Below are 13,550 nucleotides of genomic sequence, written 5' to 3'. Positions count from 1 at the left end.
GGAGTGATTGAATGACTATCACTTATCCGGTTTTCTTGTCAATAACACAACCAAACGATAACATTCCAACAATTGTTATTCGACAATTTGACGAGGGAACCCAAACATTAGAAGTAACTGTAACAGAGAAAGGACAGCCCAAAGATATCACTGGTTTTACGCCCTTCTTTTGTGTGAAACAGGGACATCATTCAGGTCTTGGAATTTCAGAACAGCGAGTAACTCAGATTATTGATGCCAAAAACGGCAAGCTGCGTTATACCTTGACGAATTATGATATGCAGAATATTGGTGAGAATACTGCCTATTTTGCTTTCAGAACACTGAAAGAAGATAATACATGGCAGCAACAGTTCTCTACAAGAGATTTCCATTATCAAGTGAAGAAAAGTATTTTTGGTGATGGAATTAAAGACAGTAATTACATTTGGACTTTTGAAGAAATCCTGCGGTATTTCAGAGAATGGTTGAGCAAGTCAAAAGAAGATTTTGTCGAATGGAATGAAGAAGCAAAAAGAGAAATTCTGATGATAATTAAAGAATTTCAAAAATGGATTAATGAAAATCAGAAGGAATATGAAGATTGGTTAGAGAATAGCAAAATTTCTTGGACAGATTGGGTAGAATCAATTAGAGAAATTTTAGAAAGTATCGATCCAGGAGGCGCAATTCTAACCGAATTAACGGATGCTCGAGGATCATTTCCTAGATTGAAGAATCGTTTGGATAATCAGGACGAAAAAATTAAAAGTAAACGCAATAAAAATGAACCAAAAGCTGGGCTTGTTCTAAATAATAAGTTTAGATATCAACATTCAACTAACGGATATTGTGTTCCTCAGGGATTTTGTTCTACAGAAAATAGTTTTCTGATTGTTTATAATGATCATTATACGGATGGTCGTACTGAGTCTGAAATGTGTTTACTGCAAGAGATTTCTTTTGAAAATGGAGAAATATTAAGAGAGAAAGAAATTGAACTAGGGCACGGAAATGGTCTAACATATAGAGAAGATACTAATGAAGTATTATGTGTTGCAGGATTTATGTTGGGCAATGAAAATAAAGAGGTCATAGTTATTGATTACGATACGCTAACAATCAAGAAGACTTATCCAACAAGTCTAAATTTGACTGCAATCAGCTATGATAAAAGCAGTAAACGCCTGTGGGCAAAAAGTAATAAAACTATTTGTGAGTTAAATCTGAATGATTATAGCATTTTAAAGAGATTTGAGATTGAGACAGATAGTATTGGACAAGATATCTGTGCTCAGAATAATTATATTTATTTGCCATTATCGAATCCTGAAAGTATGATGGTTGTTGATGATATGGGGAATCTAATTCAAAATTATAAAGTTCCTCGTTATAGTGGGGATAATACGTATATTAATGAATTAGAAGGGGTTGCCCATGTAAAAGGTAATCAGTTCGCGTTAATATCATTCAATTTCTCAAGTCTATCTAAAAAAAGTTCTGATATTAATATTTTCCTATTTGATGTTATCTCTTCACAACAAATTTTAAGAAGGACATTTTCAAATTATCCGAACGCACGAATTGATTATCATGTTGACTGTAATTATACAGGATTTGATAGTGATGGAACAAAGGAAAAGCCGTATAAGAATTTAAATCAATGCTTTAATGCATGTGCGAATGCTGCTTATATGTACACAATATACATGGCGGAAGGTGAATACCCCTTCGCCGAATTGAGTATGGTTCAAACACTTATAGAGATACAAGGTAATGGAGCAACGATTCATGGGTTAGCTTTCAACAGAGTATCAAAATTGAGTTTAAACAATTTGATCTTAACAAATAAGGAAAGTAGCCATGCATTGACCTTGGATAATATTTCAACTGCAAAGTTAATTGGTATAGAATCGAAAATGAAAGTCGGCACAAAGTGCTTCCGTTTCTTCGATAGCAGTGTAAGTATGGAAAAATGTACAATTCTGGGAGATGGCGTTACAAGCAGCAATACTCAGATATATGAAGTTGGTTCCACTGTAAATACTGATACAGCTTTTAGTATTTCGAATAGAAGCTCCTTAAACTTTTCTCATACATCTTTACAGGATAAAATTGTGGTAGGAAATGGGGTTGCAAAATTGGCAACCTATCCACCTACAGTAGTTTTTAATCGTAGTGATGCAAACAAAAAGTTCTTTGGCTATGCAAAAATTAACAGAATGATTTTTAATGATTTTCTATTGACGTTTAATATTGGTACAACTTTTATGTCACAAGAAAAAATTAACACTCGAGACATCAATACATTGGTAAGATTCATAGAAGTAGCCAATACTACTGGAGATTTAATCGCATACGAGCTACGTTTAGTACAGGTTTATGATGATAAGCAGTTGTTAAAGGATATTCAAATAACCGAAAGTCGCAAAACAACTTTTAAATCAGATGGTTCTCGATCTTATACTAACTGGAACACGTCAAGTAGCTACCCAGAAGATCTTCCGCATATTGAAACGATTCGAGTCTTTTCTTAAATAAAATCAATGAATTTGAGAATACAGATGTAAAAAATTACCGACAAAATAAAAAAGTAAAAATGATAATTGAAAGCAGTAACAGAGTAGGGAAAGACAGAAAAAGCAACTTAACGGGAAAAACTTCTGTCTAGATTCCGTAGTAATTAGTAATTTTTATAATAGAGAATAAAAAACCCGATTGAAGTGTTGACTTCAATCGGGTTAATTACGTGCCAGGAGGGATTCGAACCCCCGACCGCTCGCTTAGAAGGCGAGTGCTCTATCCAGCTGAGCTACTAGCACAAACATAATTTACTTTAAATTAAGTAGTTGCATCATGGTCTCTCTATAAATCAGCAACATCAATATGTTATCAGAAAACGGTGGGAGTTGCAAGAAGAAATTTTAGTTTAAAATAACTTAATTTTTTATGAATCATCCAACTGTATTTTAGACTGGGATTAGTCATTAAAATACTTAAAAGCACAAGCTAAACTTTATTAATTTTCAACTGTTGTGATCACTAGATTACAAGTAAATATTAGGAGCAAAGCTTCTCTAATATATGGAAAATGCATAAATGCGGAAAACATAGAATCAGAAGCTTTGTCCCAAACGCCATTAACTATTTTAATCTTAGTAGAACCTAGTATGGCTAACTTTCCATTGCTCCAGTTTAATCTGTACCCAGAAACCATAAATACCTAATGTAACGATTGTCAGCAGCAGCCATTTAATCCAGCTGCCGAACAGTCCAATAGCTGTTCCAGTAAACTGACAGCGCCGGCCCTCGATCACTGTGTGTTCAATCTTCCATCTGTACATCATGCAAATCCCCCACGGTGCGCAGATACCAAGTGTGAAGAAACTTACAGCTCAAGCAAGAATACCAGTCAGAATATAGCTGCCGAGACCTCCATCAAAATATGACTCTTTCATTTTTACACCCCCTTAATAAATCAGGTAACATTTTATCACAGATATTTTTATAAAAATACAATTACTTTTTTTTAAAGGTTCCAAGAAAGTAGAGTCCATGCTTAATGAAATCTGAAAATCACAGTCTAAAACACAATTTTTGATTGACTGAACAGGTGTATTTTGATATGATGTTAATGTTGTAATTGTGGACTCCACAGCTACAACCGCTCAGAACAAGTTTTTAAGTACGTTTTTGTCGCTTGGGATGGCGAGTCTAAGTCTAGAAGAAGGAGGTGCTGTATAGCATGTACGCAATTATCAAAACTGGTGGCAAACAAGTAAAAGTTGAGGTAGGTCAAGCAATCTATGTTGAAAAATTAAACGTAGAAGCTGGCGAAAAAGTTGTTTTTGACGAGGTTATCCTTGTTGGCGGCGAATCTACAAAAGTAGGTGCTCCAACTGTTGCAGGTGCAACTGTAGAAGGAACTGTTGAAAAACACGGTAAACAAAAGAAAGTGGTAACTTTCAAGTACAAACCGAAAAAACACACTCATCGCAAACAAGGTCATCGTCAACCATATACAAAAGTTGTTATTGATGCCATCAATGCTTAATTCCTGTTTATAGGAAAGAAGGAGAAAGAATGATTAAAGGTTCTTTCAAACGAGATGAAGCGGGTCAAATCGTTTCATTTGAGATTGCCGGACACGCAGAAGCCGCTGAATTCGGTGAAGATGTCATTTGTGCAGCTGTATCAGTTCTTGCTGTCAGCACAGTCAATGGGATTGAAGCCCTTGCGGGATTTGAACCAATTGTTGATGCGGATGAAGCAGAGGGCGGATATATGTATGTAGAAATGTTGTCCGATGTTAATCAAGAACAAACGAATATTTCTCAGATTTTGCTGGAAAATCTCTTACTGGGATTACAGGCAATTGAAGAAGAACATACTGAATTTATTACACTCACAACTCAAAATTAGGAGGTGCAGACATATGTTGAAAATGAATTTACAATTTTTTGCCCATAAAAAAGGTGGAGGTTCTACTTCCAACGGACGTGATTCAGAATCTAAACGTTTAGGCGCGAAGAGTGCTGATGGTCAAACAGTTACAGGTGGTTCTATTTTATACCGTCAACGCGGAACTAAAATTTACCCAGGTGTAAATGTTGGTATCGGTGGAGACGACACATTATTTGCAAAAGTTGACGGAGTTGTACGTTTCGAACGTAAAGGCCGCGACAAAAAGCAGGTTTCTGTTTATCCAGTAGCTAACTAATAATATGCTGCAGCCCTTTTTTAAAAGGTCTGCAGTTTTTTATTTATTATGTAGATTAAGCTAAGTAAATAGGAGTGGCAGCCAAGTACTGATGAAGAGGTAAAAATACGATGAAACAAGCTGTTTAAATGGTTCTATAGCTGAATGTAGCCCGCTTTAATAATTAAGAAAAGGGCATATTTTTATGAATAAACAGCTTAAATTTTTGAAGTTTCTATTATATTGGAAAAATATTTATTAATATGTCTAAGTTTGCTTCAAATGATGGAATCGAGAAAGGCAAAAGGATTGATTTTAAAAGAAAAAATGTGTATGCTCAAAAAAAGGGAAGGAGGGATGTACATGTATGCGGTAAAGGTTTTCCATGGTTACATCTGTCATGACGGACATCGAACACGAAATAAAGAAGCGGCTCGAGTCTTTCAGGACATTAGTCAGGCAGAAAAATTTGCAAAAACTATCGGCGGACGAGTGAAGGAGCTAGTGAATACTGTTGAAAAATCGAATGTACAAGAAAGTATCTCAAATAAATCTTAAGCGAGTGAAAGCTCATCTAAATGAAAAGTCCCTTTAAGGCTAAGACATTCTTAATCTAAGAAATGTCTTGGTCTTTTTTATTTACATACATAGAAACTTTTTCAGAGTACTTAGAATTTGGTTGAAAACTAAAAGTTTATGATATTATAATGTTAAAAAACTACTTTAATTTTGCTATATTTTTATTGAAAGCGCAGTCATGAAGTGGGAGATGCAAAAGGGGATGTATTAACAGCCTCAGCTTAGAGACTGGATTTTGCTGATGTAGGAATTTCGGTTATTAAACTTGATAAAGAAATGACATTCAAATTATATCTAAATATTGTCTTTCTCCGTATTGCAGAGAAATAGCTTTCTTCGTTTTTTTAACTTAAGAACAGAGAAGGTTGGAAAAAAGTGCCCTGTTCCGGGAAAAAGCCGGAACGGGGCACTTTTGAAAGGTTGTTTTTTAGATTGGAATGTAGCTGACCTTGAGTGCCTCCGGTCATTTTCTCTCATGCTAAGAGCAGCTGATTATTCATGGATTTCTAAAGGCAGACCATCTGGGTCAAAGAAGAAGGTCATCTTTTCTTCGGTAAAGTCGTCTATCCGAATAGGCTCGCAGAGAACGCCATGATTCGACAAATAAGCACATACAGCCTCTACATCATCTACTTTGAATGCTAAATGGCGCAAGCCTAATGCTTCAGGATAAGAAGGACGCTTTGGAAAGACGTCGCTGATAAATATCTCCAGCTCATACAATCCCAGCTTAAGGTCTAGTTTTATATCATTTTTCTCTGCTCTAATATTCTCCCGAATGATTGAGAAGCCAAGAATATCAACATAAAAATCTTTTGTTTTTTGATAATTAGAAGCATTAACAGCAATATGGTGAATTTTTTGGAAAAACATGAATGAATCCTCCTGAATCGGCATTTTTACAGAACATATCAATTATAGCAAAAGGTTGATACAATGATAAATAAAAGAGATATTTTTTATTATTGGTAAATTATTGGTATAATGAAAATATGTAAGGATTCTGAGGAGGGATAGCTTCATGGAGCTTCACGATCGTATCAACCATTTGCTAAGTTCAAGTACTGTCTTCTTAATTGCTTCGATTGACTACAGAGGGTTTCCATCAGTTATAACAGTCTCTAGACCGTTGTGGCGGGAAGGACTGCTGAAAATGCGTTTTTATCTTGATGGCGACGGGGAAACCGTTCAGAATCTGTTGCGCAATCCTAATGGGGCTGTTTGCTGCTATCAAGAGCTGGAGTATGAGAGTATGTCGTTGAAAGGAAAATTCTCGGTTGAGTATTTAGAGTCACTAAAGGATATTGAACACGAGTTAAGTGATTACCAAAGAGAACTTAAACATGAAAAACCAGTAATAGTTACCTTTGAAACGTGGACAGCGAAGATTCATTCTGAAAAACATAGTCAGGAGATTATTGTCTGATTTGCTTTTTTAATTGGAAACTGTAATTTAAACAACTGAAAACAGCTAGCGTATGAACCGACCGCCAAAAGTTAGACCGAAAAACCTAACTTTTGGAGGTCGGTATATTTATAGCTAAATCTAGCTTTAAATTCAAATTGATAATTGTTCAAGAATATCCTGAAGGGCAAGAGGGGAGCTTTTATCTTGCCAAAGAACACAGAATCAAAGCACATAAACAGATACAAGATTGAAGTAACACCAATCGAAAAATTGGTGGAATTCCTCTTCTCCAAATAAAAGGACTTGAAACAAAAACAGAAATTTTCTGATAATCGTTCCAAGTCTTACGAGTTCATTCAATTTTTTGTTCTACTATCATAATTTTGGGTAACACTAATTTTTTAACTCTATTGTACCTTTAGATATATAGTTGAAAAAAAGAAATTTGCGGAGGGACTCTAAATCTAACCGGAATGGCAGTTGTACCTAGACCTGTATTGACATAGAGCTTTGTATTTTCCCCTAAGCTGTAAAAACCGCTGATATATTTTTCTGCTAGCCGAGTATTTACTGGTAAGAAGGGAATTCGTACCTGTCCGCCATGACTGTGTCCGCTCAGGACAAGAGAGGCACCGTAAGCGGCAGCAGGTTCAGTGACATCAGGCTCATGGCTGAGCAGGATAGTGTAGTCATCGCTAGTGTGTCCGTTAAACGCCGCTTCCATCGACGGTGCACCGAAAAGAGAGTCGTCGATTCCTGCTAAATATAAGCTGCTGTTTCCTTCGACGGGCAGTCTGACACCTTCATTTTCCAGTAGTTGAAAACCACTGTTAGCCATAACCGCTGCATAAACAGAAGCAGCGCCGCCGCCATAATCATGGTTGCCCCAAACAGCAAACTTACCCATAGGAGCTTGGATGCTATTCAAAAGCTCGATGGTCTCATCTACCGGACCATAAGCAGCAAAGTTATCAAATAAATCTCCAGTAAATACAACGATATCAGGTTCTTGTTCATTAACTTTTTCAACGATTTTTTTTAGTTGGTCAGTTGGATAGCTTTTTTGAAGGTGGATATCTGAAATCTGTAATAGCTTTACTGCGGTTTGGCTATTGCTGCTGCCTAAGGTATGGCGGTCAACTGTCAACATTTTTGGTTCTATAAAAAAGGCATAAAACGCCAGAGCAATTCCAGTTATGGTTAATGCGAAAAATCCTATAATCATTTTTTTCATCAGTCACCAGCTTTCTGATAGATTTGTACATAGAGTATACCGAAGAAATCTCGTTCATATGTAGATAAGCAAAAATCTTTAAACTAAATTAGAAAAGATATAGTTTTCAATAAATGAGGGGTTGTCTTAATTTTTCAGCTATTATTTAGCTGGAAAATTTTTTTAGGAAGTCCGACCTGCCTGTACGCGGAATAGCTGTTTTAATTCCTTCTATTATATACCGAAACGAGTAAGCCTATAGGTGTGTTTTTTTCTGTATTGCGTGTAGAAAGTAAAGAATACGGAAAGATAGTTTTACGGAACTTATATAGTTAATCAGTTGTTTCACAGATGAACTTTGTTATAATGTAAAGAAGCAACTAATCAAGGAAAGAAGGAACAATTGATGATGATAAGAGTGAATAAGCTGAGACAAGAAATGAAAAAAAATAATATTTCAGCATTTTTAGTAACTAGTGAATATAATCTGCGCTACTTAACGAATTTTACTGGAACTACAGGATTAGCGGTCATCACGTTAGACAAGGCATTTTTCATTACTGATTTTCGTTATACAGAACAAGCGGGACAGCAGGCTCAAGGATTCGAAATTATTAAAAATACTGGTCCGATTTTTGATGAGGTAATGAAGCTGGCTGAAGCTGAAAAGCTTGAGAATATTGCGTTTGAAGAAATGTTTGTCAGCTTTGCGGAGTATAGCGTGCTTGAAGAGATATTACCTTGTGATATGATTCCAGTTGCAGGAATGATTGAAGCATTAAGAGAAATCAAGGATGCAGAAGAAATCGCGATTATCGAAAAAGCTTGTGCCATTGCAGATTCGGCTTTTGAACACATTCTTAAAGTAATTAAACCTGGTATGACGGAAATTGAAATAGCAAACCAGCTGGATTTTTATATGCGCTCATTAGGGGCATACGGTGTTTCTTTTGAAACGATTGTGGCCAGCGGACTGCGTTCAGCAATGCCGCATGGTGTTGCCAGTGAAAAACTAATTGAAAAAGGCGACTTTGTTACTATCGATTTTGGCTGCTATTATCAGGGCTACGTTTCTGATATGACAAGAACATTTTCAGTAGGAGAGCCAGCACCAAAATTGAAAGAAATATATCAAATTGTTTTGGAAGCGCAGTTGAAGGTTTTAGAAGCCGCAAAGCCGGGGCTTACCGGAATTCAGCTTGATGCAGTGGCACGTGATCATATTGCCTCTTACGGTTATGGTGATGCGTTTGGACACAGTACTGGTCATGGTATTGGTTTAGAAATACATGAAGGACCAAATGTTTCCTTTAAGGCAGAAAAACAGTTTGTCCCAGGAAATGTAATCACAGACGAACCGGGAATCTATCTGCCGGGAATCGGCGGTGTTCGGATTGAAGATGATTTGCTGATTACAGAAGAAGGAAATCGTGTTTTGACCCATTCACCAAAAGAGTTGATTATTTTATAAGGACTGCTTGATTTCCAGTTGGCTATAGTTGAAAACAGTTTGGAAAGACTGGCGGTTTGTTTTTCTTGTTCAAAATAGAGCAATTAGCTTGGTGGAATCTTCGCTTTTCTGGTGGCGTAAGCAACTGTTTAATGGTACACTAGGAACGTGTAAAAAGTCTGTCTTTTATGTATAAATCCTGCTAAATAGACGAGCTGATTCTTTTAACTCTTTGTATATTGCTGAAAGTAGAGGCGTATACAAATCGAGACCGGCTGATTCCTATTATGGAGATTTTCATAAGATTTATATAGAAATAACAGTACCTGCTGTATATAAGATAGAGGGGGAAACAAATGATTTCTGTGAATGATTTCAAAACGGGACTGACAATTGAAGTGGATGGCGCGATTTGGCGTGTTGTTGATTTTCAACATGTGAAACCTGGAAAAGGAGCTGCGTTTGTTCGTTCTAAATTAAAGAATCTTAGAACAGGCGGCGTTCAGGAAAAAACATTCCGGGCTGGCGAGAAGGTGGCAAAGGCTCAAATAGACAACCGCAAAATGCAGTATTTGTATGAGAGCGGTGGAAGCCATGTATTTATGGATTTGGAAACCTATGAGCAGATTGAAATTCCAGAAGAGCAAATTCAGGATGAGCTGAAATATATGCTGGAAAATATGGAATTGAACATCATTATGTTTGGCTCGGAGATTCTAGGTGTTGATTTACCAAATACAGTTACATTGGAAGTAGCTTCGACAGATCCGAATATCAAGGGAGATACTTCTTCCGGCGGTTCAAAACCGGCAACAATGGAAACTGGCGCAGTAGTCAATGTACCCTTTTTTGTCAATCAGGGAGATCGCCTGATTGTCAATACAGCAGATGGAACATACGTATCGAGAGCGTAAAGAAAAGGAGAACTTATCATGGCTGATGAAAAAAATCTTATTATCAACAATACAAGCGACGCACTTGGAGAAATTGTGATTGCTCCAGAGGTGATTGAAGTAATCATTGGGATAGCAACTTCCAAGGTGGACGGCGTTTATGGCATGAGAGGAACCTTTGCCAATAACGTAAACGAATTTCTAGGGCGTGCGGCTCATGGAAAAGGTGTTTACTTAAATAATGATGAAGACGGCCTAAAGGTAGATATTTACTGCTACCTGAATTATGGCGTATCTGTCCCCAAAGTGGCTTTGGAAATGCAGGAACGGGTAAAACAACAAGTGCTGTTCATGACAGATATCGATTTAGCTGAAGTCAATATCCATGTAGTTGCTGTTGTTCCGGAAAAGCTTCCAGAACCGGATTTCTCTGAACTTTTCCCAGAGGACGGAGAAGACCAATGAGTAAAGAGACGTTTACTCGTCACGAGATTAGAGAAAAAGCATTACAGGCGTTATTTCCGCTGGATTTCAATAGTGATTTGACTAAGCAGGATGCGATCACACATGCATTGGAACTGGACCATGGCGAAATAGTCAGTGAAGATGGAGAAGAATTTGTTCCGGTATATTTGGATGTCTTAGTTGGTGGCGTCTGTGACAAAAAAGCTGAGATGGACCAGATGATTGAAGCTCACTTAGGCAAAGGCTGGACAATTAACCGGATTGCTAAAATGGATTTAGTCATTATGCGGATTGCTATTTTTGAAATGCTGTACGTCAGTGATGTACCGAACACTGTTGCGTTGAATGAAGCAATTGAATTAACAAAGAAATATAGCGATGATCATTCAAGAAAATTCGTCAATGGCGTATTGTCGAATATCATGAAGGAAATAAGCGAATAAAGAACGGTAGATTCGGAACAGCAACAGGGTTCCGGATCTTTTTTTGTTAATTGAAGCGAACCGAGTGTCAGCTGTAGCCTGACTTATTTTGAGCACAGGCCACTTTTTATAGACGGCTATTTCGTTCATTTATTGTGAAAGCTTTATTTCTTATAGTGTAATGTAAGGGGAAATTATGCTAGAATAAAAGCATTGAAAAAATGATAGGGAGTGGCAGGATGGGACAATTAATTAATGGCAGAGAGCTGGCAGACAAGCTGCAGGCTGAAATGAAGGAAGAAGTTACCCGTTTACGAGAAGAGGGCATCCGTCCTGGGTTAGTTGTACTATTAGTTGGAGAAAACCAAGCAAGTCAGACCTATGTTAAAAATAAAGATTTAGCAGCTGAGCGCATTGGTATTTATTCGAAAGTAGAGCGTTTGCCGGAATCAATCAGTGAAAACGAATTGCTAGAACGAATTGCCTATTACAATCAATCGGCTGATTTTCATGGGATTTTAGTTCAGTTGCCGCTTCCGGCTCACATAGATGAAGAGAAGGTGTTGCTGGCGATTGATCCGGCAAAGGATGTAGATGGCTTTCATCCGATGAATCTAGGTCATTTATTTGTAGGAAATCCAGTGATGATTCCTTGTACGCCTTACGGTATTATGAAAATGTTTGAAGCATATAATATTAATCTTGAAGGAAAAAGAGCAGTTATTATCGGCAGAAGCAACATTGTAGGGAAACCTATGGCACAGCTGTTGTTAATGAAAAATGCTACCGTAACAATTGCTCATTCGAAAACAAAAAATCTTCCGGAGCTGGCAAAAGAAGCGGATATTTTAGTAGTGGCTATCGGCAGAGGTCACTTTGTGACAAAGGAGTTTGTGAAAGACGGCGCAGTAGTCATTGATGTTGGAATGAACCGTGATGAAAACGGCAAGCTTATCGGGGATGTAAAATTTGATGAAGTTGAGCCGTTAGCTAGCTTTATTACACCAGTTCCTAAAGGTGTAGGTCCGATGACGATTACGATGCTGATGTATCAGACAATTGAGGCCGCAAAAAAGTTGAAATAGGTGAATAGGATGGATCAGCAGTATTTAACAGTCACTGCCTTAACAAAATATTTAAAGCGTAAATTTGATGCAGACCCTTATTTAGGCAGAGTATACTTGACTGGAGAAATTTCTAATTTCCGGCTGCGGGCAAATGCCCACCAGTATTTCAGTTTGAAGGACGACAAGGCGAAGATTTCAGCAATTATGTTTAAATCAGCTTTTCAAAAACTAAAATTCCAGCCCAAAGAGGGGATGAAGGTTCTTGTTGTCGGTCGGATTTCATTATATGAAAATGGCGGTTCGTATCAGATTTATATTGAGCATATGGAACCTGATGGTGTAGGAGCTTTGTATCAGGCACTTGCAGAGCTAAAAGAAAAGCTGGCAAAGGAAGGGCTTTTCAATGGAGTCAAGCAGCCGTTAGTTCGATATCCCAAACGAGTTGCAGTTATCACAAGTCCAAGCGGAGCTGTTATTAGGGATATCATAACGACCGTAAAAAGAAGATATCCTATTGCTCAGCTTGTGCTTTTCCCAACCTTGGTTCAAGGAAATCAAGCAGCTTCGGATATTGTAAAAAATATTCAAAAGGTAGAAGAATTAGGAAATTTTGATACGACGATCATCGGCCGGGGCGGTGGTTCAATTGAAGATTTATGGCCGTTCAATGAAGAGCAGGTTGCCCGGGCAATCTATCAAGCAAAGACACCAGTTATATCCTCAGTAGGACATGAAACAGACGTAACCATTGCTGATTTAGTTGCGGATGTCCGGGCGGCTACGCCAACCGCTGCGGCAGAACTGGCTGTTCCTGTACTATCTGAAGAGCTGTTGCGAATCAGGGAGAAGCAGAATCGTCTGGAGCAGGCATTTCTTTATCTTCTGCAGCAAAAAACAGATCGCTATACTCGTTTGAAAAATTCTTATGTTTTTCTTCAACCGGATCGTTTGTATGAAGGACAGAAAATCAAACTGGACCAGACAACCCAGCGTCTGGTGCAGGGCATGCAGACTATCTATCATGAAACCTATCAAGAGGCGCAGCGGATTATTAGTCGTCTGGAGCAGCAAAATCTTTCCGGGAGACTTAGAGAAGGTCGGCAGCAGCTGACTTTTGTTGACCAGCGGTTGAAGGATCGGATGGAACAATACATGGAAAACAGACAGCAGCGGCTTCTTTCAGCTATTCAGCAGCTTGACCTGCTAAGTCCGTTGAAAATCATGGGCCGCGGCTACAGCTATACCACCAAAGAAGAGAACGTCGTTAAATCAGCACAAGAGCTGCAGACTGAGGAGCAGATTACAGTGCACTATATCGACGGAACGGTCCAGGCGACAGTGACGTCTATCGAATTGAAAGAAGAGGAGCAGTGAA

At 37.9% G+C, this 13,550-nt stretch carries 15 protein-coding genes, 1 tRNA gene and 1 other annotated feature; of the genes, 12 read left to right on the top strand and 4 right to left on the bottom strand.

Annotated features, from left to right (window positions below):
• The first annotated feature begins 11 nt into the window (after positions 1-11).
• Positions 12-2,516, top strand: coding sequence for a phage baseplate upper protein (locus tag ACPWSO_RS01170; protein WP_426080934.1), 2,505 nt, complete (start codon positions 12-14; stop codon positions 2,514-2,516).
• A gap of 211 nt (positions 2,517-2,727) precedes the next feature.
• On the opposite strand, the gene ACPWSO_RS01165 is transcribed toward ACPWSO_RS01170, so the two are convergent.
• Positions 2,728-2,801, bottom strand: a tRNA-Arg gene (locus ACPWSO_RS01165).
• A gap of 333 nt (positions 2,802-3,134) precedes the next feature.
• Complete coding sequence (locus ACPWSO_RS01160) at positions 3,135-3,350, bottom strand: DUF898 family protein (RefSeq protein ID WP_426081155.1); 216 nt, start codon at positions 3,348-3,350, stop codon at positions 3,135-3,137.
• A gap of 281 nt (positions 3,351-3,631) precedes the next feature.
• Positions 3,632-3,705 (top strand) — a sequence feature (ribosomal protein L21 leader region).
• A 19-nt stretch (positions 3,706-3,724) separates the two neighbouring features.
• On the opposite strand from ACPWSO_RS01160, the gene rplU reads away from it, so the two are divergent.
• The 4 genes from rplU to ACPWSO_RS01140 all read left to right on the top strand — a co-directional run bounded on the left by rplU (position 3,725) and on the right by ACPWSO_RS01140 (position 5,236).
• Positions 3,725-4,033 carry a 50S ribosomal protein L21 gene (gene rplU / locus ACPWSO_RS01155; RefSeq protein WP_426080933.1) on the top strand — a complete coding sequence of 103 codons (309 nt, stop codon included), beginning with the start codon at positions 3,725-3,727 and terminating at the stop codon, positions 4,031-4,033.
• Positions 4,034-4,062: 29 nt separating this feature from the next.
• Positions 4,063-4,401 carry a ribosomal-processing cysteine protease Prp gene (locus tag ACPWSO_RS01150; protein ID WP_426080932.1) on the top strand — a complete coding sequence of 113 codons (339 nt, stop codon included), beginning with the start codon at positions 4,063-4,065 and terminating at the stop codon, positions 4,399-4,401.
• A gap of 13 nt (positions 4,402-4,414) precedes the next feature.
• Positions 4,415-4,699, top strand: coding sequence for a 50S ribosomal protein L27 (rpmA, locus tag ACPWSO_RS01145; protein ID WP_202064294.1), 285 nt, complete (start codon positions 4,415-4,417; stop codon positions 4,697-4,699).
• Positions 4,700-5,041: 342 nt separating this feature from the next.
• Complete coding sequence (locus ACPWSO_RS01140; RefSeq protein WP_426080931.1) at positions 5,042-5,236, top strand: hypothetical protein; 195 nt, start codon at positions 5,042-5,044, stop codon at positions 5,234-5,236.
• A gap of 513 nt (positions 5,237-5,749) precedes the next feature.
• On the opposite strand, the gene ACPWSO_RS01135 is transcribed toward ACPWSO_RS01140, so the two are convergent.
• Entirely contained in the window at positions 5,750-6,130 is a 381-nt protein-coding gene (locus tag ACPWSO_RS01135) for a VOC family protein (RefSeq protein WP_426080930.1), read from the bottom strand.
• A gap of 148 nt (positions 6,131-6,278) precedes the next feature.
• Here ACPWSO_RS01135 and ACPWSO_RS01130 point away from each other — a divergent pair, with 148 nt between their 5' ends.
• Positions 6,279-6,683 carry a pyridoxamine 5'-phosphate oxidase family protein gene (locus ACPWSO_RS01130; protein ID WP_426080929.1) on the top strand — a complete coding sequence of 135 codons (405 nt, stop codon included), beginning with the start codon at positions 6,279-6,281 and terminating at the stop codon, positions 6,681-6,683.
• Positions 6,684-7,083: 400 nt separating this feature from the next.
• Here the strand turns inward: ACPWSO_RS01130 and ACPWSO_RS01125 are convergent, their stop codons facing one another.
• Positions 7,084-7,899 (bottom strand): metallophosphoesterase, encoded by an 816-nt coding sequence (locus tag ACPWSO_RS01125; protein WP_426080928.1) that lies wholly within the window; start codon positions 7,897-7,899, stop codon positions 7,084-7,086.
• A gap of 385 nt (positions 7,900-8,284) precedes the next feature.
• Between ACPWSO_RS01125 and ACPWSO_RS01120 the strand changes: the two genes are divergently transcribed.
• From ACPWSO_RS01120 to xseA, 6 genes are all read left to right on the top strand, one after another.
• Positions 8,285-9,349 carry a M24 family metallopeptidase gene (locus ACPWSO_RS01120; protein WP_426080927.1) on the top strand — a complete coding sequence of 355 codons (1,065 nt, stop codon included), beginning with the start codon at positions 8,285-8,287 and terminating at the stop codon, positions 9,347-9,349.
• A 335-nt stretch (positions 9,350-9,684) separates the two neighbouring features.
• A complete protein-coding gene (gene efp, locus ACPWSO_RS01115) occupies positions 9,685-10,242 on the top strand; it encodes an elongation factor P (protein WP_426080926.1) in 558 nt (185 codons plus the stop codon).
• A gap of 18 nt (positions 10,243-10,260) precedes the next feature.
• Positions 10,261-10,686 carry an Asp23/Gls24 family envelope stress response protein gene (locus ACPWSO_RS01110; protein WP_426080925.1) on the top strand — a complete coding sequence of 142 codons (426 nt, stop codon included), beginning with the start codon at positions 10,261-10,263 and terminating at the stop codon, positions 10,684-10,686.
• Positions 10,683-11,129: a transcription antitermination factor NusB gene (gene nusB, locus ACPWSO_RS01105; RefSeq protein ID WP_426080924.1), complete on the top strand. Its 447-nt coding sequence runs from the start codon at positions 10,683-10,685 to the stop codon at positions 11,127-11,129. Before ACPWSO_RS01110 ends, nusB begins: the two co-directional genes overlap by 4 nt.
• 218 nt (positions 11,130-11,347) lie before the next feature.
• A complete protein-coding gene (locus tag ACPWSO_RS01100) occupies positions 11,348-12,193 on the top strand; it encodes a bifunctional methylenetetrahydrofolate dehydrogenase/methenyltetrahydrofolate cyclohydrolase (RefSeq protein WP_426080923.1) in 846 nt (281 codons plus the stop codon).
• Between the two features lie 9 nt (positions 12,194-12,202).
• On the top strand, positions 12,203-13,549 hold the full coding sequence (gene xseA, locus ACPWSO_RS01095) for an exodeoxyribonuclease VII large subunit (RefSeq protein ID WP_426080922.1): 1,347 nt from the start codon (positions 12,203-12,205) through the stop codon (positions 13,547-13,549).
• The last annotated feature ends 1 nt before the right edge of the window (position 13,550 follow it).

Source organism: Enterococcus sp. LJL51, from assembly GCF_049894025.1.
GTDB lineage: Bacteria > Bacillota > Bacilli > Lactobacillales > Enterococcaceae > Enterococcus_L.
The sequence above is the reverse complement of the archived record's forward strand: the minus strand, read 5'-3'. Positions and strand labels throughout refer to the sequence as shown.